Origin of the sequence: Nodosilinea sp. LEGE 07088 (assembly GCF_015207395.1) — a bacterium.
In the GTDB taxonomy this organism is placed as follows: Bacteria; Cyanobacteriota; Cyanobacteriia; order Phormidesmidales; family Phormidesmidaceae; genus Nodosilinea.
In genome coordinates this window covers 1-19,430 of sequence record NZ_JADEWX010000020.1, presented here as the reverse complement: position 1 = coordinate 19,430, position 19,430 = coordinate 1, and the positions used below count along the sequence as shown (strand labels likewise).

The 19,430-nt window shown below is 47.7% G+C and carries 20 protein-coding genes and 1 pseudogene; 9 read left to right on the top strand and 12 right to left on the bottom strand.

Going from position 1 to position 19,430, the window contains the following annotated elements:
• Window positions 1-120: 120 nt before the first annotated feature.
• Genes IQ254_RS07435 through IQ254_RS07425 form a run of 3 tightly spaced genes read left to right on the top strand, consistent with a single transcriptional unit; the run spans window position 121 to window position 979 of the window.
• Window positions 121-348 (top strand): hypothetical protein, encoded by a 228-nt coding sequence (locus tag IQ254_RS07435; protein WP_193965539.1) that lies wholly within the window; start codon window positions 121-123, stop codon window positions 346-348.
• Window positions 341-766, top strand: a complete 426-nt coding sequence (locus tag IQ254_RS07430; protein ID WP_193965538.1) for a hypothetical protein — start codon at window positions 341-343, stop codon at window positions 764-766. Before IQ254_RS07435 ends, IQ254_RS07430 begins: the two co-directional genes overlap by 8 nt.
• 12 nt (window positions 767-778) lie before the next feature.
• Window positions 779-979: a hypothetical protein gene (locus tag IQ254_RS07425; RefSeq protein ID WP_193965537.1), complete on the top strand. Its 201-nt coding sequence runs from the start codon at window positions 779-781 to the stop codon at window positions 977-979.
• 165 nt (window positions 980-1,144) lie between these two features.
• Here IQ254_RS07425 and IQ254_RS07420 read toward each other — a convergent pair whose 3' ends face one another.
• The 8 genes from IQ254_RS07420 to IQ254_RS07385 all read right to left on the bottom strand — a co-directional run bounded on the left by IQ254_RS07420 (window position 1,145) and on the right by IQ254_RS07385 (window position 10,794).
• Window positions 1,145-1,519 (bottom strand): CU044_2847 family protein, encoded by a 375-nt coding sequence (locus IQ254_RS07420; RefSeq protein WP_193965536.1) that lies wholly within the window; start codon window positions 1,517-1,519, stop codon window positions 1,145-1,147.
• A gap of 94 nt (window positions 1,520-1,613) precedes the next feature.
• Window positions 1,614-1,970: a hypothetical protein gene (locus tag IQ254_RS07415; protein ID WP_193965535.1), complete on the bottom strand. Its 357-nt coding sequence runs from the start codon at window positions 1,968-1,970 to the stop codon at window positions 1,614-1,616.
• A gap of 270 nt (window positions 1,971-2,240) precedes the next feature.
• A complete protein-coding gene (locus IQ254_RS07410) occupies window positions 2,241-4,151 on the bottom strand; it encodes an NACHT domain-containing protein (protein ID WP_193965534.1) in 1,911 nt (636 codons plus the stop codon).
• A gap of 10 nt (window positions 4,152-4,161) precedes the next feature.
• Window positions 4,162-6,672 carry an NACHT domain-containing NTPase gene (locus tag IQ254_RS07405; RefSeq protein WP_193965533.1) on the bottom strand — a complete coding sequence of 837 codons (2,511 nt, stop codon included), beginning with the start codon at window positions 6,670-6,672 and terminating at the stop codon, window positions 4,162-4,164.
• A gap of 20 nt (window positions 6,673-6,692) precedes the next feature.
• Complete coding sequence (locus IQ254_RS07400) at window positions 6,693-7,490, bottom strand: NACHT domain-containing NTPase (protein WP_193965532.1); 798 nt, start codon at window positions 7,488-7,490, stop codon at window positions 6,693-6,695.
• 47 nt (window positions 7,491-7,537) lie between these two features.
• Window positions 7,538-8,764, bottom strand: a complete 1,227-nt coding sequence (locus IQ254_RS07395) for a hypothetical protein (protein WP_193965531.1) — start codon at window positions 8,762-8,764, stop codon at window positions 7,538-7,540.
• A gap of 10 nt (window positions 8,765-8,774) precedes the next feature.
• On the bottom strand, window positions 8,775-9,851 hold the full coding sequence (locus IQ254_RS07390) for a CHAT domain-containing protein (protein WP_313887394.1): 1,077 nt from the start codon (window positions 9,849-9,851) through the stop codon (window positions 8,775-8,777).
• Window positions 9,852-10,404: 553 nt separating this feature from the next.
• Window positions 10,405-10,794: a hypothetical protein gene (locus tag IQ254_RS07385; protein ID WP_193965530.1), complete on the bottom strand. Its 390-nt coding sequence runs from the start codon at window positions 10,792-10,794 to the stop codon at window positions 10,405-10,407.
• A gap of 432 nt (window positions 10,795-11,226) precedes the next feature.
• Between IQ254_RS07385 and IQ254_RS07380 the strand changes: the two genes are divergently transcribed.
• Window positions 11,227-12,246, top strand: coding sequence for a hypothetical protein (locus IQ254_RS07380; protein WP_193965529.1), 1,020 nt, complete (start codon window positions 11,227-11,229; stop codon window positions 12,244-12,246).
• A gap of 112 nt (window positions 12,247-12,358) precedes the next feature.
• On the opposite strand, the gene IQ254_RS07375 is transcribed toward IQ254_RS07380, so the two are convergent.
• A complete protein-coding gene (locus tag IQ254_RS07375) occupies window positions 12,359-12,808 on the bottom strand; it encodes a GNAT family N-acetyltransferase (RefSeq protein ID WP_193965528.1) in 450 nt (149 codons plus the stop codon).
• Window positions 12,798-13,397 carry a GNAT family N-acetyltransferase gene (locus IQ254_RS07370; protein ID WP_193965527.1) on the bottom strand — a complete coding sequence of 200 codons (600 nt, stop codon included), beginning with the start codon at window positions 13,395-13,397 and terminating at the stop codon, window positions 12,798-12,800. The genes IQ254_RS07375 and IQ254_RS07370 overlap by 11 nt, the downstream gene beginning before the upstream one ends.
• A 29-nt stretch (window positions 13,398-13,426) precedes the next feature.
• Here IQ254_RS07370 and IQ254_RS07365 point away from each other — a divergent pair, with 29 nt between their 5' ends.
• The 3 genes and pseudogenes from IQ254_RS07365 to IQ254_RS33495 all read left to right on the top strand — a co-directional run bounded on the left by IQ254_RS07365 (window position 13,427) and on the right by IQ254_RS33495 (window position 15,428).
• A complete protein-coding gene (locus IQ254_RS07365) occupies window positions 13,427-14,257 on the top strand; it encodes a GNAT family N-acetyltransferase (RefSeq protein ID WP_193965526.1) in 831 nt (276 codons plus the stop codon).
• Window positions 14,166-14,705, top strand: a pseudogene (locus IQ254_RS33500) (GNAT family N-acetyltransferase); the annotation flags it as partial. The gene IQ254_RS07365 and the pseudogene IQ254_RS33500, both read left to right, overlap by 92 nt.
• 117 nt (window positions 14,706-14,822) lie before the next feature.
• Window positions 14,823-15,428: a GNAT family N-acetyltransferase gene (locus tag IQ254_RS33495; RefSeq protein ID WP_278000307.1), complete on the top strand. Its 606-nt coding sequence runs from the start codon at window positions 14,823-14,825 to the stop codon at window positions 15,426-15,428.
• Here the strand turns inward: IQ254_RS33495 and IQ254_RS07355 are convergent.
• Together IQ254_RS07355 and IQ254_RS07350 are read right to left on the bottom strand one after the other, a co-directional pair.
• A complete protein-coding gene (locus IQ254_RS07355; RefSeq protein ID WP_193965524.1) occupies window positions 15,421-16,299 on the bottom strand; it encodes a hypothetical protein in 879 nt (292 codons plus the stop codon). The genes IQ254_RS33495 and IQ254_RS07355 overlap by 8 nt on opposite strands.
• Window positions 16,300-16,899, bottom strand: coding sequence for a hypothetical protein (locus tag IQ254_RS07350; protein ID WP_193965523.1), 600 nt, complete (start codon window positions 16,897-16,899; stop codon window positions 16,300-16,302). It abuts the gene before it with no gap.
• Window positions 16,900-17,464: 565 nt separating this feature from the next.
• On the opposite strand from IQ254_RS07350, the gene IQ254_RS07345 reads away from it, so the two are divergent.
• Together IQ254_RS07345 and IQ254_RS07340 are read left to right on the top strand one after the other, a co-directional pair.
• Window positions 17,465-18,358, top strand: a complete 894-nt coding sequence (locus tag IQ254_RS07345) for an AraC family transcriptional regulator (protein ID WP_193965522.1) — start codon at window positions 17,465-17,467, stop codon at window positions 18,356-18,358.
• 306 nt (window positions 18,359-18,664) lie between these two features.
• The gene (locus tag IQ254_RS07340) at window positions 18,665-19,174 is read left to right on the top strand and encodes a SpvB/TcaC N-terminal domain-containing protein (RefSeq protein WP_193965521.1); all 510 of its coding nucleotides are present in this window, start codon (window positions 18,665-18,667) and stop codon (window positions 19,172-19,174) included.
• Window positions 19,175-19,430 lie beyond the last annotated feature (256 nt).

Sequence of the window (19,430 nt, the reverse complement as noted above, 5' to 3'; positions counted from 1 at the left end):
TAACCACGATCGCTATTAGCAGTATATTTGTCCTATGGAAGTTTCTTAGCATAGTTTGGTTGAGGACTTAGCTGGAAGCTTCGTTGCCTGTTGTATAACCTAACAAGGAGCATAGGATTCATGCCGAATCGCCGCTGGTTACGGTATGACCCCAATGACGATAAGTCTCGCCATGCTGCGGCAGATGCCGATTGTTGTGAAGAAATGGCTGAAAAATACCATTGGCGGCTGGTCAGTGTTGAGTTGAACGGCTCAGAGATTTTGCCAGTCGATTGTGTATTTGATGGAAAAACCGAGTTTCCCGACTGGTATAAAGAACGTGAAGGCAAGGAGGATGAGGATGACTAGGTGGATTATCTTCAAAGCCGAGAAGCGGCAACCGGGCTGGGAGCAGCGGAAGCTCGAACATACCCAAGCCCTCACTAAGATTCTGGCGGAACATTTTGACGCTACGGATGGTCCCATCCCTGAGGTTGGTTATCGTCCCCCTGAATTTGTAAGGGTGGAGAAATTGGCTGATCCCGACTTTTCTAAGGAAAAGACCCATTACCGTCAGGGAGATTGGGAGGTAACCCGAGTAGAAACCTACACCCCAGAAATACCGATGGGTGAGTTTGAGTCAGTGGTGGTGTGCTACTGCACGTATAACCCTATTAATGCCCCACTTAAGCCGATGCCGGAAAGGCAGGTGTCTGTCGATTCCTTTGGAGGCAACAATGTAGCTTATGAGCACTGGCGCGACCAAAAGCAACCCGCTGAAGTTTAACAGGTGAGCGTGATGAATCAACCTCAAGGTCCATCAGAGGATGAAGCGGTCAGGAAGTTGGTGGTTCCTACTCCTTCCAGTGAAGAGCCCGACCCGGATGATCCTCGCACACCAACGAAGACGGAACGGGATGTAATGGTGCCGCAGGGAGAGAACCTCGATGCAGAAACCTCTGAACCCGTCAGGAAATTAATTGTGCCGGAAGAAGAGTAGCCGTCTGATCCGAAAAACACTTCAACAATCCCCTCCCAGGGAGGGGTACCCGAAGGGCGGGGTGGGCCAAACCCAGACACTGTAAAGGTTGACTGAATCAGAAAGGTGGTAGCGAATTAAGATTACCCACCCCTGCGCCCCTCCCAGGAGGGGAAGGCTTGGGGGCTATTCTTTTTTAGGAAACTCGCACCGCACGGTAATTTCGGTACTGCAACTGGCTCTGCCGTTAGCGATGTAGGGCATGCCGGTCTGCACGTCGATGCTGAGGCCAAAGCTCAGGGTAATTTCGCTGACTTCGGCCAGACCCAAATTTTTGAAGGCGTTGAGGGTGTAGAGGGTATGGGCGCGAATGGTGTTTTGAATGGATTGAACGCTCTGGGGTAGTTTTGCTGCCGGAGGAGCCGGGGGCGGCATGCCGGGAATGCCCCGTGTGGGTTCTTCAGGTTCTTTGGGTGCGGCGGCTTCTATCTCGGCATCGGTGGAAGCTTCGATGTAAATTAGGCTGCCGTCGTCAAGCTGAATGGGGGTGAGTTTGCTCATGGGGTTTGCTCTGATGGTTGCTTATTTGGCTTGGTCAGTGGATGTGCTGCTCCCAGTCAAAGCCTGACTTGGGAGCAGCAGTGGAAGTGCAGTCTCAGTTACAGGAAGAAATTGAACCAGCATCGCTGCTGAAGTAGGCGCAGCCGTTATCGCTCTCAATATAAGAGGCTTCACCGTCGTAGATGTTTCCTGAACCGCCGCTATTCGTTGACTGGGTACCGTAGAGGATATTGCCCTGAACAACAGAGCTACCTTCGTAACCCCAGTTGCCGTTTTCATCGAGCCAGTAGTAACCGGCTGGGATGGGGGAACCTACCAGATACTGCAACAGCATCAGGTCTTCTCCCTGCATCAGGTAGCCGTTGACGACGACCTGGGCATTAGCATTCCAGGCGAGGGGGCCAACGAGGGAAGTGAGGGAGAGGGCAAGGGTAATCAGTGTCTTTTTCATGGGTTTGTCCTTGGGTAGGGGGTAAGTGATTTTGAGGTTTGGGTGTGCTGTGGTGTAAGAATGCTTCAGCGACAACCCAATGTTTTCTGCAAGGTAGAGACAACGCTGATTGTTGATAACCTCACTATCCTTTTGGTTCCTGCCCCGAAGCACGTTTAAAGGGAATGCTGCAAACTCGCTACAAACTTAGCTTTGAGGCCCTCTGTACCACTCCAGCTTCGGGGATCCCTGAAGTTGCTTGTAGAGTGCAACCAACTGATCAAAGTAGGGCTATTTGGTTTGCATGGTGGCAAAGTGCTCAAGGAGTAAGCGATGGACAAAAATATAGCCTCCCCCAACTTTTTGGAGAAAAATACGTTCAGTTGCGTAGTCTAGAAATTGTGCATAATTCCATGGAGTATTACCACCCAGTGATAAAAGGCAACGCAAAATTAAGTGCTGAATGCAAGCCTTGCCTCCGCCAATCACTAAGCTACCAATTGCTCCAATAGCGAAAGCACTTATAATGACAGACCGTAATAAAAGGGCAGAATTAGTAGCGAATGGAACAGCAAAGCCAACTAAAATGCCACCCATAATGCCAAAAGCAAAGCCAAAAATAATGCTGTTAAGAAGAGATTTCCTTATACCTTGATTGGGATAAGATGTCTTTTCTACTTCTTGCCCTCTAAAACCAAGAAAAAAAGCTACTACAAAACCAACAATAACTCCAAGATCAAAATTTCTAAGAGGCGCTCCTATTAAACCGGCGGCCAAACCGAGAAACAACCTTTCTTCTCTAACCCCAATAAGAATTCCTTGGACAAATCCCAAAATCAGTGAAATAGCTAAAATAGCCAAAAAGCCAATTAAAAATCCTCTTATAAATCTTAACCAAGACCACTTCAATGTCGCCTTAGGTGTTATTGGAGAACTAAATGCCCCGACAGCTCCCCCTGCAAAGGTTCCGATTTTAGGGCCAATAATTTTCCAGCCAAAGATAATTCCAATTAAAATATTAATGAGTCGATAAGTAATTCTAAGCTTTTTGCTGACTAGCCAATTAGGCTGAATCTTCTCAATCAGGAATATAGATTGAGATTCCTTCATCATTTTTTGGGCTAAAAAGCTTAACCAAAGCTTAGTTTTTTGATCACTATAGATTTTTGAACGTGTTTGTCGGCGAAACAGCATCCGCTTGATATAAGCATCAAAAAGATAATTAAGATATTCTTCCTCAGAATTTCGCTGTAAATAATTTAAATTTGCCTCTCCCTGAAAAGCAAGAACCAAAAAATTTAGAGTTAAAGGAACCCTGGCTAAATTCTGCAAAATTGGGTTATGCTGAATAGCTTGTTCGAGTTCTGTTTGATTTAAATCTAAATGAGATAGATAGAATCTTATTTGTTCCTGCGTTAAAGATGCTATAAGAATCGAATCTTGAAACTTAAGCTTTTGAGCAAGCACCTCGTAGTCGCCAACTCGGCTACAAACAACGGCATTAGTACTTCCATTTTTTTGTATAAACTCATTGATTGCTAAGGTGCAGTTATTTCGCAAGTCGTTGCGAACCTCGTCTAAACCATCTAACAATAGAGTTAGTTTTTCTTGCTTAACCCAATCTTTTCCGAGGTTTTTACTAACTTGATATTTTTCCTGGAGTTCTTGCACTAACCAATCACTAAGAGGTTGGCCTCTCCAGGAGGCAAGATTAAAGACAACAGAGATAGGCCGGTTAACATCCTGCTCAGCTTGATTGAGTAAATCCCTGGCAAGCTCTAAAAGACTGATTGTTTTGCCTGCTCCTGGCTCTCCCAAAATAAGAAGTGTACATCCCTGCCCCAGATCATTAAAGAGATCGACTATTTTCGTACCAGCCGGCAGTTTCTTTTGAGCTTGGGCTGATTTTACCAACTCAATATTGAATGGTTGATCTACAAAATTTGTACGGTTTTCCAGATCCAGTTGAATTAGGACCTGCTGATGCAGAGATTTTTCTAAAACACCCTTAACCCAAAAATTTCTGACTTTATCAATTAAAGCCTGACGATTTTGCTGGGCTTGCTGAAGTCGTTCTTGTTCTCCACCAAATAACACCTGAAGTTGCCAGAGATCACGCCCAGCTTGCCCTATCTGGCCTTTGACAGAAGAATCCGTTACATTCGCTGTTTGGTGAGGAGGAGGGGAAGATGATTGGGACATAGCTGTCTAACTATTCCTTTAATTCCATTTGGGCAAAATGTTCAAGTAGCAAGCGGTGAATAAAGATATAGCTACCTCCAACCTTTTGCAGAAAAATTCGCTCACAAGCATAGTCAAGAAAACGAGCATAATTCCACGGAGCCACTTTATTTTTCCACAATAAAAGCCTTAGAGAAAAATGCCTGATACATGCCTTTCCCCCAGAAAAAAGCCCAGCAAGCATGCCAAATGAAGCAATCCCTAGGCTTGTCCAGATTATTGTGCTTATCATTAAACGTGGTTGATAAACTAAGTCAGGAAAGCATTGAATCGGAAGAAAACTTCTGACTGCATCTTCTATCTCTTCTTCATTTGGAGCCCATCCATATTCATCCCATATTTTTTCATGTCTATTTTTTTCCTCTTGGTACATTCTTAAACAGTCTTCCTGAGAAACCGATACACTAATCATTGCATGAGGGTTAAAAGTATTCATAATATAATGAGATGCTGTAGGGAAATTATAAAACACCAAGTTCCATCCTCCAAAGTGGACGAAGCCACTGACAAGGAAGCCTGTTAAAGTTCCTAGTGTAAGACTTATAGTTAAGGAATTTCGTGCCGAATTCAAAATGTTTTCATTTGGCTTTTGAGTCCTTCTTCGAATGTTTACACCCGTCAAACCACTAATAAGACCTGTGTAAGTTCCAAGGAGGAATATTCCCAGGAAAATGCAAGCAAAAAAAACAGTAATAATTCCTTCAAAGCTCAAATAAAAAAAATGAATATTATCCCATAGTAGTAATAGTTTCCACTCCAGTTCGCGTAAAAAATTATCTCCAAAAGAAAGCAAAAAACTGGCAGCTTCCAATCCTAAATCATTTCTATCTATCTTATGAATTTCACTGCTGATCCGAGAAAAAACATACTCGCTTTCAATAAAGTTATTTGATTGATACGTAATATAGTTTGAGTTGGAAAATAATTGGGCTCTGATATTCCTAATTGAAGAAGGTTGGCCACCTGCTATCAGTCCTAAAGCTACCAATAATCCGACTAATATTCCTATAAGCGACCCTTTACTAAAACCCATTTTTGCTTTCGACCATGACCAACCTAATATACCTATAGGTTTGATCATATAACCCCAAAAGCCAACAGAGATACTACCTACTATGGATACCACCAACCAAAGAAATATAGCTAAACGGAAAAAAGAAACAAAATAGTTTTCGAAAGTCATTCTACCCACCATTTCTAACTCTAAGGAGGCTATCCTCTTGTACTCAAGCAAATAAATAAAAAATAAAGAAAAAAGCACTACTAAGGTAATACAGGATACAGTCAGAAAAGTTAAAAAAGACCCTAAAAACTGGCAATACAACTTTTCTTTCTTTGGCAAAAAATTGTACTGTAGGTTGTCTATCAAAAATATAGAGTGATCATTTTTTTGCATATATTTGGCTAAAATTGTTAGCCATTCTTTCGTAACACTTGCTTTATAGTTAAATTCTTTCTGCCTTCTAAACAGCATTCGCTTAGTATAAGCATCAAAGAAAAGCTTAGTACTTCCTTGCGAAGAGAAGATATCGCTTATATTGTGAGATGGCGTATCTTGAAAAGTTAAGACTGCTAAGTTAAGTAGCAGAGGTGTTTTCACAAGCTTCCGCAAGCAAGAATTATTTTCGATTACTTGTTGTAATTGTGGCAGATTTACTTTGCTACGACCTAGGTAGGAAAAGATTTGTCTTTCTGTCAAAAGCTTTAGTAGTACAGAGCCTTGAAAATGGAAGTTTTGATTAATTGATTCATAGTCCTTGATTCGGCTACAAATTATAACTTTCGTCCTATAAAATTTCCTGACGAACTCATTAATTTCATTAACACAACTACTTCTTAGATTACTGACAACTTCGTCAAGACCGTCCAATAGTAATAATAAATTCTCAGTTACTACCCAGTTTTTTCCAAGTTCTTTACTCACTTGGTATTTCTCCCAAAGCTCATGAGCCAACCAATCTTCAATTGGTTGATTCTTCCATGACGAAAGGTTGAAAACCACAGGAATTGGTTGGCTCTCGTTTTCTTCAGCTCGCTTGAGAAAATCTCGTGCAAGTTCCAAAAGAGTAATGGTCTTTCCAGCACCAGGTTCCCCTAGAATAAGCAGCGTTGCGCCTTCGCCTAGCTGATCAAAGACATCAATAGCTTTTGTTCCTGGTGGTAAACTTTGGCGTTTACGCTCTGGTGATACCCAATCCATATTAAATGGCTGTTCCACCGCATCAAGCCGATTTTCCAGATTCAAGTCAATCATGACCTGATGATGCAGCGATTTCTCTAGAACGCCTTTAATCCAGTAATTTCTGACTTTATCGATAAGCGCCTGACGATTTTGCTGTGCTTCCCTAGCCTGCTCCTCTTCACTGCCAAAAATAAATTGAAATTGCCACAGGTCACGCATTGCCTGACCAATCTGCCCACTAACAGAGGAGGCAGAAACACTTAGTCTTTGACGACGACGGGGGGAAGGAGGTTGGCTCATACAACTTTCCTCAGCGTTAATCAGATTTGTGCAGATCTAGCTAAAATACAAACTGCGCGTTGAAACTGTAATCGATTCGAAAGGTTCAGGTATTCCTGAATACGACTGCAAACAATGGTCTCGGTTTTTCCATACCGCTTAATAAACTGGTTGAGAGCTTGTACGCAGGTTTCTTGCTGATTAGGGTGAACCTCACTAAAGCCATCTAGTAATAGAAGCAGATATTCCTCTTCAACCAGCTTCTTACTCAGTTTCTTAGAAATTCGATATCGCTTTTGTAACTCCTGGATGAGCCAATTAGCGACTGATTGCCTTCCACCCTTCCAGGAATCCAGGCATAAAACTACTGGGATCGGAGCTTCACTATCTGACTCAGCAAAATTGATTAAATCACGAGCTAACTCAAGTAAAAGCCGTGTTTTGCCACAGCCTGGTTCACCTAGAATTAAGAGCGTTCCTCCTTGACCTAGTTGGCAAAACAATTCAGTAATCTGTATGCCTGCTGGCAAAACCTGCCTCAATTGTTGGGGCGTCTCATAGACCATGCCCCAAGCCTGCTCTAATACATCTAGGCGTTCTTCCAATCTGTTTTCAACCAATGGCCTATCAGAGATTTGAGCTAAAACGCCCTTGATCCAAAAATTTTTGACCTTATTCAACAAGGCCTGTCGATCTCGTTGATCAAGATCCTTTTGCTTCCGCTTTGCGAAGACAAACTGAAATTGGCGAAGATCCCGACCCGCTTGGCCAACTTGCCCTTCAATACTGGAACCTTCGATATCAATTTTTTGATTTTTACCAAAAGAATCTGAAATCACTGCACCTACTAATAAACGACAAAAATGTCAAAATAATTCTGACAGGTTCACGCTCTTAAGAATGTATAACCAAATCCATCTGTCCCTACTGCATAAAATCCATCCCTTGCAAAGTTCTGGATAGCTAGGGATAACATAAATGGTTGAAACCCATTTACGAAACCTTGCACTTGCAGGGTTTGCGTTTGGGGTATGAACATCCACTGCCCAGAAAATTGGGCCTGTATACCAAAACTAAGTGTTTGAACTCCTTGACAGGCACCATTTGGATACAACTGTGCAAAGATACTGCTTCCACTTGTTATCTGCACTTGCCACTGACCAGTGAAATCAAATCCAAGTTGTTGGTTGGGTTGCTGGAAAGACGGGTTCTCGTAGGCTATGGATTCCTGAAAACCCACATTGCTCTGCGGTTGCAAGAAGTTATCACAACTTTCAACCCATCCAATTTCCCCTAAATTCTGAAAAATAGCCCTTGCTTCTTGCAAAAGCCTCGTATGAACGTTTTCATCATTCGATGTTGCAAGCAAGAACATCGCTTCTCCCTTTTGGAAACGTTCAGCATCATTTTGTGGATGGTCTAAAAGGCTGAGTACCTTGTTCAGGATTTTCTGGACTTCATAGTGATTGTCTGGCATTAGCTCATTTAGAAGTTGTGCGGAATGTATTAGCACTTCTGTGTTGGTAGGCTCAATCTTATTGGCTTCTCCCAAGACATTAAGAGCCTCTTGGAGTTTGGCACTATGAGCTGATTCATCAAATCCAACAAGAAGGTCAGCCAGGTCTACTTGAAAAGTGTTACCAAATGACTTATTCTTTGCTTCTTCTAATCTTGCTTTATTTCGTTCTATTGAGTCAAAGTACATTTGGTCTGCTTCTGCTTTCAACAGAATAGCTTTCTTTAGTAAAGCTTCAACACGAGAAATTTCAACATTGCCTACTTTGACATGTTGAATGTCATCTCCATGTCTGTTTGAATCCTTGACCAAATCCAGGATCTCATCCAGTCTTTGCCTCATACTTTCAAGCGATTCTTGGGATAATTGAGAGGTTTCCCTAGAAGAACTTAGCTTAATTTCTGTCGAGATTGAGGAAATCTCCTGAAAATTTTGAAGAAAAGAGGCATCGGGATTAATGAACTGAATAACATTCCCCTTAATCGTTGCTCTATTTTGAGTTTGGTATAAATCTCTTCCAGCTTGTCCAACTTGCCCCTCAACTGAGGAGTCAGTTACATTGATTTTTTGATTCGGAAGCTTTGAATTTTGATTCATGGCTTTTCCCTTATAAACCAACGATGTGGGAAACAGCACCTAACCAAGGCAAAAGAGACGAAATTATTGGCTTTGCTTTGCTCCAAAGTCCTTGGCTAGTGCCAACCACTTCGTCTGCTTGCTTTAGTACCTCGGTTGCATGCTTCAAACTTGTAGCAACATAATTCTTGTCCGGTTTTTCCTTTGAAGCCGTTGACTTAGCAACCTTTAAATGGGTCATCGCTTCTTCTTTTTCATCGACAGAAAGGGGAGATGTACCGACTAGATTTTCAAGCTCTGTAAGCAGTGCCAAAACTTGGGCAGATGTTAATTGTTTTTCTGGCTCAGTTTGTGTTTGATATTGAGTCTGGTTTACATCACCTCCAGCTTGAGCTATCTGACCAGTATTAGTCCCACCACTGAAAATGATGGACTGTGAAGCTCTTTCGGTTTCCATTGAATTACTCTCCTTAGAAGAAGTGTTTGTACCGTCATCACCTAAATCTTCGTCATACAAGGGGTCTAAGAGAAAAGAATCGCTTATATCTGGTCTCTTCTTCATGACTGGGGTTAAGGATTCCGGGATACTCGCCAAGTTAATGGCTGCACATCCCATATCAAAAGCAAACTCGATGGGGCGTCCAGCACCTAGGGCATCGTAAAATCCTTTGGCAAACTGAATAGCAGCGCGATCTCCAATTGTCTTGTTCATCCCCACCACGTAATTGATGTGTTGGTGAATTGCCTCTGCCTGTATCTCTGAGTAACAGGCATTTAGGAAAACGCACTGCAAAGTATCACGAAACAGTCTGAATAAACCTGAAAGAGCATCTGTACTGACAAAATCCATGTTGCCAGCATCATTTTCTAGAACGATACCGTTGGTACCTGCTCCATGTCCTGAAAAGTGGACTATCTGAGGACTGTACTTCAGGAGGGCTCGGCGCAGGTCGTCTACCCGCACCGCATCTTTACTGACGATTTCAAAGCGATCGCGCTTTTGGGCCAGTTCCAGGGCTTCCTCAATTTCTCGCTTTTCCTGGCCCAGTCGAAGCCTATCCGTATCCTTCGGATTGGCTGACAGGATGAGGATTTTGATTTTTTCCACAACTCTATTACCTATGGGGGGCTATAGGAAACTAGGGTGACGATTCAGGGAACGAAGTTTCGCAGCTGGTGAGGCCGAAATCTCAGCAGTGAGTTTTTAAGAATTTGGCTTGCAAGCTTCTAATACTAGTGTCTATGTTTGAAATTCAGGTTTGTTGGGCTAACTTCAGATGCTCGTCTTTTGAAGCTAGTAAGGGCAAGTTTGTCTCAAAGTTATGCTGGCCCTTCTATTGCCACACATCCCGAGCAATCCAGGCGTCTCTACCTGGGGCAGCTACCCATAATCCCACTTCATGAGCTGCTCAAGAATTTTCATGGCTATATCTACCTACAGGGGACTTTAGGCCAGATATCGGTAGCTACGATATGTTTTCTGCAAGTTACGGAAAAAAGCTGAAATACAGGGATAATATCCAGCATTATCCAAAAATTGCTTCCATAGCCATCTTGTCAATGGCTCTTTGCATTTTGAGACAAAAGTTTTCAGGCAAGCTAGTTCCAGAAGCTCGACGGAGGTGGGCAGGCTCCCTCTCCTCCGTCAAGTTTGCTGCTATTTAGTCACCAGGCAGCAGCGCCTCACGCTGGAACCAGAAGACCACATCAGACACCCAAATGCGGGCATTACTTGGGCCAGCGGCAGCTCGAAATACCAGATCATTGGGCAGTCCAATTCTGGGGATGTTCAGGTTTACTACCTCATGGTAAGAACGACGATCGCTGTTGAATCGAGTGGGGTTAACAATGTTTTGCCCATTCAGCTCAACCACCAGATCAACGATTCCACCATCGGCCCAGGTCATGAAAGTCAGGACGGGGTTTTGACCGGGGGCAATCTTTGCCCCAATCGGGATGGTGAAGGTGTACTTGCGATCGCTGTCTCCCCCTGGGGGGACAAGGGTAATCGCGCCGTCAGAAACAACTATGTAATCTGCGGTAATTGCCATATCGTTTGTCTCCTTTAAGACAAGGGAATGAATTCGAACAAATTCACTATCCCCAGGAGATCTACCCCCAAGCTTGCCTACATTACTAATTCTTAGAAGCTCATATAGTAAGGGCTTGAATACTTCTGGGAATCGCATTTACTTCGGGGATTCCCCCAAGTTCCTTTCGCAGGGAACTGGCCGATAAACTTCAGGGCATCCCCCAAGACAATCTCCTACCCCTAAGTCCGACAACCCTTTAATCGTGAGGAATTCTAGGGAATTGATGCATGGGTGCTTGGGGGAACCTACTGCTTCGATAGTGGACCTATTAAAGCATTAGAGAGTTTCTTCGAGACCTTAGAGAAGTCTTCAACCGACTTCCAATAACCCGAGAAATTCTTCAAATGCAACTTCGCAACCTGATTTGCATCCTCAATTAAGGAGAAAACAATGTCTCGATTAGCGTTAGGTGGAAAGGTCCTCTACAACGACATGCAAACCCCCGTCGTCAATGCCCGAGTCCAGATTTATGACCTCGACCAGGGCGGTAACGGCAACGACAAAATCTACGAAGGAAGAACCAACAGCAACGGCGAATTTTCAGGATTATCCCAGGAATGGGTTGACCGCAATACCATTCGTTTCAGTACCCCCTTTGGCACCTTCACCCAGGAGGTGCCCGATATTCTGGCTCTGGAGTTTCGGGTCGATGCCGATGGCCGGGTCCACAAAGGCCCCTATTTCCATACCGGCAACAATGCCTCTGTGCCCATTGTGATGCCCGTTACTCCTCCCGTTTTGAAAGCTCAGCGGGAAGTCATTCACCTGATTACCCTGAGCGAAGAAATGGATGGAGCCAGTAAACAGTTCTATGAGGCCGTCGAAGCCGGGGCGGCCCTGACGTCCAACTCCCTGCTCGGTCCTCACTATGGGAACACCCACTATCTGCAGGAACAGCAGGCGACCCTATCGGCGCTCTGCCAGAAGTTGGAGCAGGTGGCCGCGAAGCCCTCGGTCAAAGCCGTTGATTTGATCATTTCCCCCCATGGATTGGACGATGAACTCTACTTCTACCCCAATGACGCCGTATCCATGGCCCTAGTGGCAGACAAAATCAAGGCAATCCCGGTGGCCTATCGGCGCAAGTTCCGCATGGTGTTCTCCACCGCCTGCTTTGGGGCCTCACACATTGATGAATGGCTGGCGTGTGGCTTCAAAGTTGCCTCAGGTTCTGAGCAGGTCTATGCCGATTCGGTGGTGAGCTTCCCCGCTTTCCTCGGCACCTGGGTGATGGGAGGCAGCTTTAAGGAGGCAGTCAATGCCGCTAACGGTGCGGACCCCTTCCGGATTCAGGATGGTCTCGCCAAGCCCGTTATGGAAGCCATGGGGTCTCCCTATGCTAACCAGGTCAACAGCACCCGACGCATCGGTGGCAGTGGCAACCTGCGCATTTCCTCAATTCCTGCCTGAGGAATAGAGCGGGTCTTGTTGCCTTAACAGGTGACAGCGCCAGCCCGTAGCATCGACACTTCCGAATAGATAGAAGCCCCTGATCGACTCAGATGAGGGGCTTCCCTATGAATTATTGGAGAAAGACAGCTCCAGGCTTTTTGTGCTGATAGTCCTCTATCACCCGTTGCCAGAACCCCAGGACAGGCAGATTGCCCTCCTGGGGGGGTACCTGCCACCTGCCCTCAAATTGGTCAAATACCCGGTGTGCCACCTCTCGCCCAATCCCCTGTCGTCGGTACTTGCTCAGAACAAAGAACTCCGCCATCTGCCAAAGCGGTTCATCTGCATCTAGCTCCAACTGTCTGACCAACACGAATCCGGCCAACGTCCCCTCTACCCGCACCAGAAACGGATACCGCCCAGCCTCCGTCCAGTAGTAGTCCAGATAGGGGTAGTCAAACAGCCCATGGGCATTGACCTCTTTGCCGTTGAACTCGCTGTAGTCGTGTAGGCACAGCTGCAGGAGATGCCGCAACACGGGCTTATCCTCAACCTGGGCAGGCAGAATCTCAATCTTCATGCGCCTCTCCTCCCTTTTGCTGCAGGGGTTTGGCCATCATGATGCTGGGCTTTCCAATCCCCTCTGCATCCGGTAGTACCCCCACAATGTGAAACCCCAGCCGCAACCAAAATCCACAGGGATGGGGTGCGACCTGATGAAAACTGGCAATGACAGGCCCAGTATTCTCATACAAATTCACGCCGGAAAGGGACGTGGCATGGGTCTCATCGCTGGTGCCAATCCATAGGGTTAACGCTCCCTGCTGCCTGGCCCAGGCTTCAACCTGATTCACCATCCATCGCCCCAGCCCCTTCCCGTGATAGCCTCTGGCAACAATTAAAGGATGAATCTCCACCACCCGACCACTGAACTGGGGCGAAGCACCGATCCAGGCCGCAACCCGATGGCCATCCAGCAGTACCTGACTGATGCCCTCCCGTTCCAGGCTTTCGTGGACTTCCTCGATCGCTGCCTCAACTGTGGGCAGCCAAATCTTCGAAATGCTTTTGGAAGCTTCATAGGCCACCTTAGCCGTCTGCTGAATCAGCTCAGCATCCCGAGGAGTGAGGTCAACAGTGCGGAAAGGCTCCATTTCAGGGTGTTGCAATAGAGTAATCGCATTTTCCCATACCTGAGATGGACATCATCAAGGCTCCTACCCAGCATCAGATCCAGGCTGCGGTTGAATGGTTATCCACCGGGCCTCACCCCAACCCGGACTTGGAATACGTTCTCAGCCTCATCCTGATGGGTCGATTGCCGCAGAATCAGGGAGAATTGCTGGCCATTGCCCATATCTCCGCTACCCCAGAGACCCTCGATCGCAGTCATATCTGTGGGGCCTTGATGGCAGGCCCAGACAACAAAGCTGTCTCGCTGGCCGGGTGCGATCGCACTACCACCGAGACTCTCCTCTCCCTAGTGCAGTCCCGAGGCTGCCCCCAGCGCATTGCCACCTCGCTCCCCAGCCGCGATTGGGTTCGTCCCCGCTTACTTCACGATTATCAGCTTCAGCGAGAGTACACCTCGCTAATCATGGTCTGCACCCAGGTACCGGCAGAAGGCAACGGACGTTGGGCCATCCCTGACGACAAGCCCGCTCTGCAAGCCTATCTTGCAGCCAACCAGGCCGAGCGAGGCATCCGCATTGTGCCCCACAATTGGGATGCACTGATTCAGCAACAGCGCGTGGCGGTCCTGGAGCACCAGGGGCAAGTGGTTTCCGTCGTGAAACGGGGGGCAACGCTCCACCACGGCATGATCGTTGGAGCCTTTACTTTTGCCCCCTTCCGCCGCCAAGGCTTCGGCAGGCAGCTACTCGCCTTTGTGCTGCGAGAGCTGTTTCAGGAGTTTTCAGCGGTGAAGCTCTGGGTCGATGATGATAATTGGGGCGCGATCGCCCTCTACAAATCTCTGGGTTTTCAGCCCATTGGCTCCCACTACACTGGCTACTTTAGCGATCGGTGATCAAGGCAAATCTCTGAAAAATGCCATGCAGCTGTCGTTTATCCCCCTTAAACTGCCTGCCGAGCAAGACCTGTTGGTCGAATGGTTGACGAGCGATCGCTGGCCTTATCACGTCAACCCCCACCCCAGCCGAGAGCAAGTCCTGGGCTGGATTCAGGCGGGCATCTTCACCGGCACCAACCACCAAACCTTCTGGATCATGTCAGCCACCCAGGAGCAAGTCGGGCTCATTCGCCTGTATGACCTGGAGGATGTCGATGATGGCTACCCCCTTTTCGACCTGCGCATCCGAACCGCCTATCGGGGACAGGGCATTGGCAAGCAGGCCGTGCAGTGGCTGACCCGCTACCTGTTCGACACCTGGTCTCAGCTAGATCGCATTGCCGGAACCACGCGGGAAGACAACGTTGCCATGCAGCGGGTGTTTCGTGCCTGCGGCTACGTCAAAGAAGGCCACTTTCGCAAGGATGAGGGGAAGCGCTACGACGCTTTGCAATACGCCATTTTGCGGGAGGATTGGGAGACTGAGACGGTCACCCCTGTGGCTTGGAACGACGATCATGCAATGACCTGGAAAATTCGCCCTTACCGGCCAGCCGATGAAGCCCAGTGGCTGCGCTGTCGGGTGCTGGCCTTTCTCGACACCGCCTACTTCGATAACGTCTATCGCGAAAAGGAGCATTACGCCAATCCTTCCATAGAGCTGGTGGCCGAGTTAGGCGGACAGATCATCGGCCTGATCGACATCGAATGTGAGGCGGAACCCGGTAGCGTTTGCTCGCCCCCAGCCACTCCTAAGATGGACGGGAAAGCAGGCATGATCTGGAACCTGGCTGTTCACCCTGACTACCGCCATCAGGGAGTAGGGAAAGCCCTGCTGGAAGCCGCGATCGCCCTGGCCCAACCCCTTCACCTCCGCCGTCTCGAAGCCTGGACTCGCGACGATGCCGCCACCCTGCGCTGGTATGAAGCCCAGGGCTTTGAAAAGGTCGAGAGCTACTGGCATGTGTATCTAGAGGGTGGCGAAGTGGACGCCGCCATTAGCAGCGCCATCCCTGGCCTCAGCCCCCGTCACCTGTTCGCCCATTATCAAGGGGATAATGCGGCTCAGATTCAGAAACGTTTTCGGCGAGTGCACGAGTGCAGTCGCTACGATCTCATCCTCATCTGAGTGCTTCGATGTCGTTGCTCAGGGAATAGCGCAGGTAGTCTTGCTCTGGAGCTGAAAGGGTTGAGTCCCGAGGTAGTGCTTCCAGGGCCGCTTGATAAGCAACTCTGGCCTTTGGCTTATCGCTCAAGGTGTAGTGGTAGAGGTCGCCCAGGGCTTCGTAGGCTTTGGTAAAGTCAGGAAAATGGTGGTTGATGGCCTGGTACAAGGCGATGGTCGAAGACCGGCCCCGAAGGGCCAACGCCTCCCCGTGCAATCCCCGTTCCTGCAAGGCACGTCCAACCTGCATCAGCATCGCTGTCGTGACCTGGGAGACATCCTGAGCGATTCGCTTGCATCCGGCTTCAGCGTCCTGGTGCAGAAACAGCTCAAGCAGGGAGGTGGCTGCGATCGCCACTGGCTCAGCACGACGCTCTTGAACAGCTAAGGCTCGACTATCCCGGTCCAGGGCGTGCAGGGTTGCCATTAAAGTCTCAGAATTGGGTTCTTCTTTCAGATAGGCATTCAGGAACGCCAGAACGCTCTGACAAACAACCTGGGAGGTCGAACGGATCAGCGGCTCCTGTTCATCGCTTCCATCTCCTGCCAGGGTCGCAGCGGTTGGCCCTGGGGTGACAAAATCGTTGTGCTCCAGGTGCTGGACGGTGACGTAGTAGCGATCGGCGTGGCTCAGCGTTTCATAGTGCTCAAAGGTCACCGTTGGCGTCACCTTGCTGAAAATCATCAGCGGCACCGAGAACCGTTCTGCCCCGTTCAACCGCTCCGCGATGGCGCTGTAGAGGTGGTCATAGGCTGGGTTCCACTCGCGGGTCGAGTCGAGGCTGACCACTGCCCCCACGTTTGCCTGGGCCTCGGCGGCATAGGCCAACACCACCTAGGCTCCATAGCTGTGGCCGATCAACCCAATGCGGGCCATATCTATCCCGTAGCGATCGCCCAGGGTATTGACCACACAAGCCATATCCTTAATCGAGCGATTCAAGTCAGCATCAACCCCAAACCACAGGCCATGCTCCGGTTGAAAGGCGCTGGTCGCCACCACATACCCGTGGCTGGCAAGAAACTCCAACAACATGTGATTGTCCACAATACTGCCACCCAATCCCTGATGGTAAATTACTGCCGGGTAGGAGCCATCCAGGGGCGGCGCGTTCAGGTAGCACGCGGTGGGGGTTTGCAGAAAGCGTTGAAAGGCATCGGTATCCGCTGCATCTAGCCCAGACCAGCACTGCTCGGCCTCGCAGGTAAAGCGATTGAGCTGTTCCACAAAGGCTTGCAGGGAATTGTCCGTAGATGACACGGTGAGATAAGTCTCGTAGGGCATGGCAGCGGTATCCACCGGAGGCTGCGCCGGATACCAAACCTGCACGACAATGGGACGACCTTTGAACCTGGTGGTAGCCGCCCCAGGGTGGGTGCTTGGCAAGTCGTAGCGCCTGCTGTAGTCATAGGTAATAAACGACTGAAACCCCACTGGGTAGGGGCCAGCGGGAAGTTCGCCCCATAAGGGTGGTGGAGATGATATGCAAGGCTGCGCCAGTCGTTCTGGCATCTGGATTCTTACCCGCTGAATTCATCGGCCTGAAGGCTGCTGAGCATCACCGCCGAGGGGGCTAGATTTCTAGTTTCGGCGGTGGTTCTTGCAAGCCCCACGTCAGCCGACAACGTCGCATAAGTATGAGAATTTTGCCGGGCTAGAATTTTAGGTGATTTTGGCAAGAGATTGCCATTGTGTTGCCTAAAATCCTTGTCAGAGAAGAGTTCCAGGCTTCCATAAGGTATGTTCTGTCAGTTAGCCAGATCGTAACATTGCTTTATCTTTCTTGAATGACTCTAAGCAAAGAAAATTATATCTGGCAAAATATAGAAATTAACAGCATCTGTTCGGTTTCGGCTAAGGTTTCATCGAAGCGATCGCCTGGAAGGTCTGAATATTCTTCGCTGTGAGAGTGATATGCAAGTATCCGATAACTCCTTCACTTTATGCGCTGTCAACACTAATTTACACTTGCTTTAGGCATTATCATGCTCTCTTACTCATGGCTAAAGAAAACCTGGTAAGATTCGACTTTTCCCGTGAAAAAGAGTTTTCTCGGGTTCTGGGTCGCCCCTGTCTACTTTCAAGTTATCAGACCTGTTGGCAGGGAATAGGACTAGAAGTTTATCGGCACCCCCCCTTTGAAACTCCAAAATGCACAGTGCTCCAGCATATGATCACGATTCCTCAGGGTGGAGCGCTGTGCATAGAGGAAATATCTGGCAAGAAGGTACAAGTGGCTGAATTTCATCCCGGCAGTATTTCTTTTGAGCCTCAAGGGATGCCTCGCCAGTATCGTTGGCATCAAGAGATGGAAACGATTCATATTACGCTTGAGCCGGAGTATGTGCATCAAGCTATTCACGAAACGATTGATCCTGAAAAAGTTGAGCTCACAGCACAGTTTGGTCAATCCGATCCTCTTGTTTATCAGATGGGACTAGCATTGACCCGCGAGCTAGCAAATAATCCCGATGGTGATTCTCTATATGCCGAGTCGGTCGCAACCCTTTTAAGTGTTCATTTGCTACGCTATTATTCCACCCAAAAGAAGATTATTAAAGCCTATGCCAATGGCTTGCCTGATTCAAAAATAAAGACAGCGACTGACTATATTAACACTCATTTAACTCAAGCAATCTCATTAGAAAGTATCTCAAGCCAATTAGGAATGAGTCGATATTATTTTTGCCGATTGTTCAAGCAATCAATGGGAATTAGTCCCTATCAGTATATTCTTCAGCAAAGGGTTGAGTATGCAAAAAGCTTGCTGCGACACGGGAAACTAAGCATCAGTGAAGTTGCCATAGAGAGCGGTTTTTCCCATCACAGTCACTTTGATTATCACTTTAAGCGAATCGTCCATTGCACTCCGAAGCAATTTCTGAAGATTTAGAGATCTCAAGAAGTGTGTCAATTATGGCAAGATCTCGCAAATTCGCAAGATCTCGCAAGTTATCTAAAAAAATAGAGACTACCATTGTATTTTCATTCTAGAGACTTGAGTGTGCTGGCTAAAGCCGAAATTTCTGATTGGAAAATACTTTGTTTTAGGAAAGATTGCGCGATTTAAATAGGCTGCCTAAAAAGGTGATCTGTGAGGGAGAATAATTTCAGTCAGCAAAATTTGACAGATCTGCTGACCTCAATACCCTATTGTCTTTCTGGTTCATACTTTATTTTTCTTGTTTAAGGTGTTGCGGTGAGTAATAAATCAGGCACCTCAAATCAGATCATCTCTCTCCCCCAAGGCGGCGGAGCGCTCCACGGCATTGGTGAGACCTTTTCCCCTGACCTGCAATCCGGTACCGGCAATTTCTCAGTGCCGATCGCGCTTCCTCCAGGTCGCAACGGTTTGCAGCCTCAGCTGAGCCTGGTTTACAGCACTGGCAATGGCAATGGGCCTTTCGGGTTGGGCTGGGGATTGAGCATTCCGGGGGTGATGCGCAAGACTGCGAAAGGACTGCCGCAATATCGCGATCGCTCTGCGAACCCAGAAGATTGGGACACGTTTGTGTTGTCCAGGGTGGAAGATCTGGTATCAGTTGAGCGATCGCAAACATCCCCCTGTTACCGAGTTTCAGAAACCTGGAAAATGCAGCGGCCATTCCAGAAATTAAGTCATGGGGTTTGGCTGCTTTTTCGGGTAAAGCCTAACCTATTGTCACTGGCCTCAGGAGGTTTTCATGCGATCGCATACGGAAGAGCATAACCAAACCCAATGGATGTCTGAATCCTTTGAGTCACCTTTTCCCAACATGACGGTAGGGTTTGCAGGTGAAATAGAGGTGGATTCTGAGCGTTCATCATTCTACCCAGACTCTTTCCGGGGTGTGGAAGGGTAACTACTCCAAAAGTGCTGGTAGAGACAGGATCTATAAGCTTAGCCGCAGGTAGCTGCCGCCACCTGCGGCGCTGAAGCTTGAGCGCGAATCACATCCGGTAACGGTGGTATTCGGTCATCGCTA

Coding starts and splice junctions, on each gene's coding strand:
- IQ254_RS07435 (WP_193965539.1), top strand. CDS start 121: ATGCCGAATCGCCGCTGGTTACGGTATGACCCCAATGACGATAAGTCT.
- IQ254_RS07430 (WP_193965538.1), top strand. CDS start 341: ATGACTAGGTGGATTATCTTCAAAGCCGAGAAGCGGCAACCGGGCTGG.
- IQ254_RS07425 (WP_193965537.1), top strand. CDS start 779: ATGAATCAACCTCAAGGTCCATCAGAGGATGAAGCGGTCAGGAAGTTG.
- IQ254_RS07420 (WP_193965536.1), bottom strand. CDS start 1,519: ATGAGCAAACTCACCCCCATTCAGCTTGACGACGGCAGCCTAATTTAC.
- IQ254_RS07415 (WP_193965535.1), bottom strand. CDS start 1,970: ATGAAAAAGACACTGATTACCCTTGCCCTCTCCCTCACTTCCCTCGTT.
- IQ254_RS07410 (WP_193965534.1), bottom strand. CDS start 4,151: ATGTCCCAATCATCTTCCCCTCCTCCTCACCAAACAGCGAATGTAACG.
- IQ254_RS07405 (WP_193965533.1), bottom strand. CDS start 6,672: ATGAGCCAACCTCCTTCCCCCCGTCGTCGTCAAAGACTAAGTGTTTCT.
- IQ254_RS07395 (WP_193965531.1), bottom strand. CDS start 8,764: ATGAATCAAAATTCAAAGCTTCCGAATCAAAAAATCAATGTAACTGAC.
- IQ254_RS07385 (WP_193965530.1), bottom strand. CDS start 10,794: ATGGCAATTACCGCAGATTACATAGTTGTTTCTGACGGCGCGATTACC.
- IQ254_RS07380 (WP_193965529.1), top strand. CDS start 11,227: ATGTCTCGATTAGCGTTAGGTGGAAAGGTCCTCTACAACGACATGCAA.
- IQ254_RS07375 (WP_193965528.1), bottom strand. CDS start 12,808: ATGAAGATTGAGATTCTGCCTGCCCAGGTTGAGGATAAGCCCGTGTTG.
- IQ254_RS07365 (WP_193965526.1), top strand. CDS start 13,427: ATGGACATCATCAAGGCTCCTACCCAGCATCAGATCCAGGCTGCGGTT.
- IQ254_RS33495 (WP_278000307.1), top strand. CDS start 14,823: ATGACCTGGAAAATTCGCCCTTACCGGCCAGCCGATGAAGCCCAGTGG.
- IQ254_RS07345 (WP_193965522.1), top strand. CDS start 17,465: ATGGCTAAAGAAAACCTGGTAAGATTCGACTTTTCCCGTGAAAAAGAG.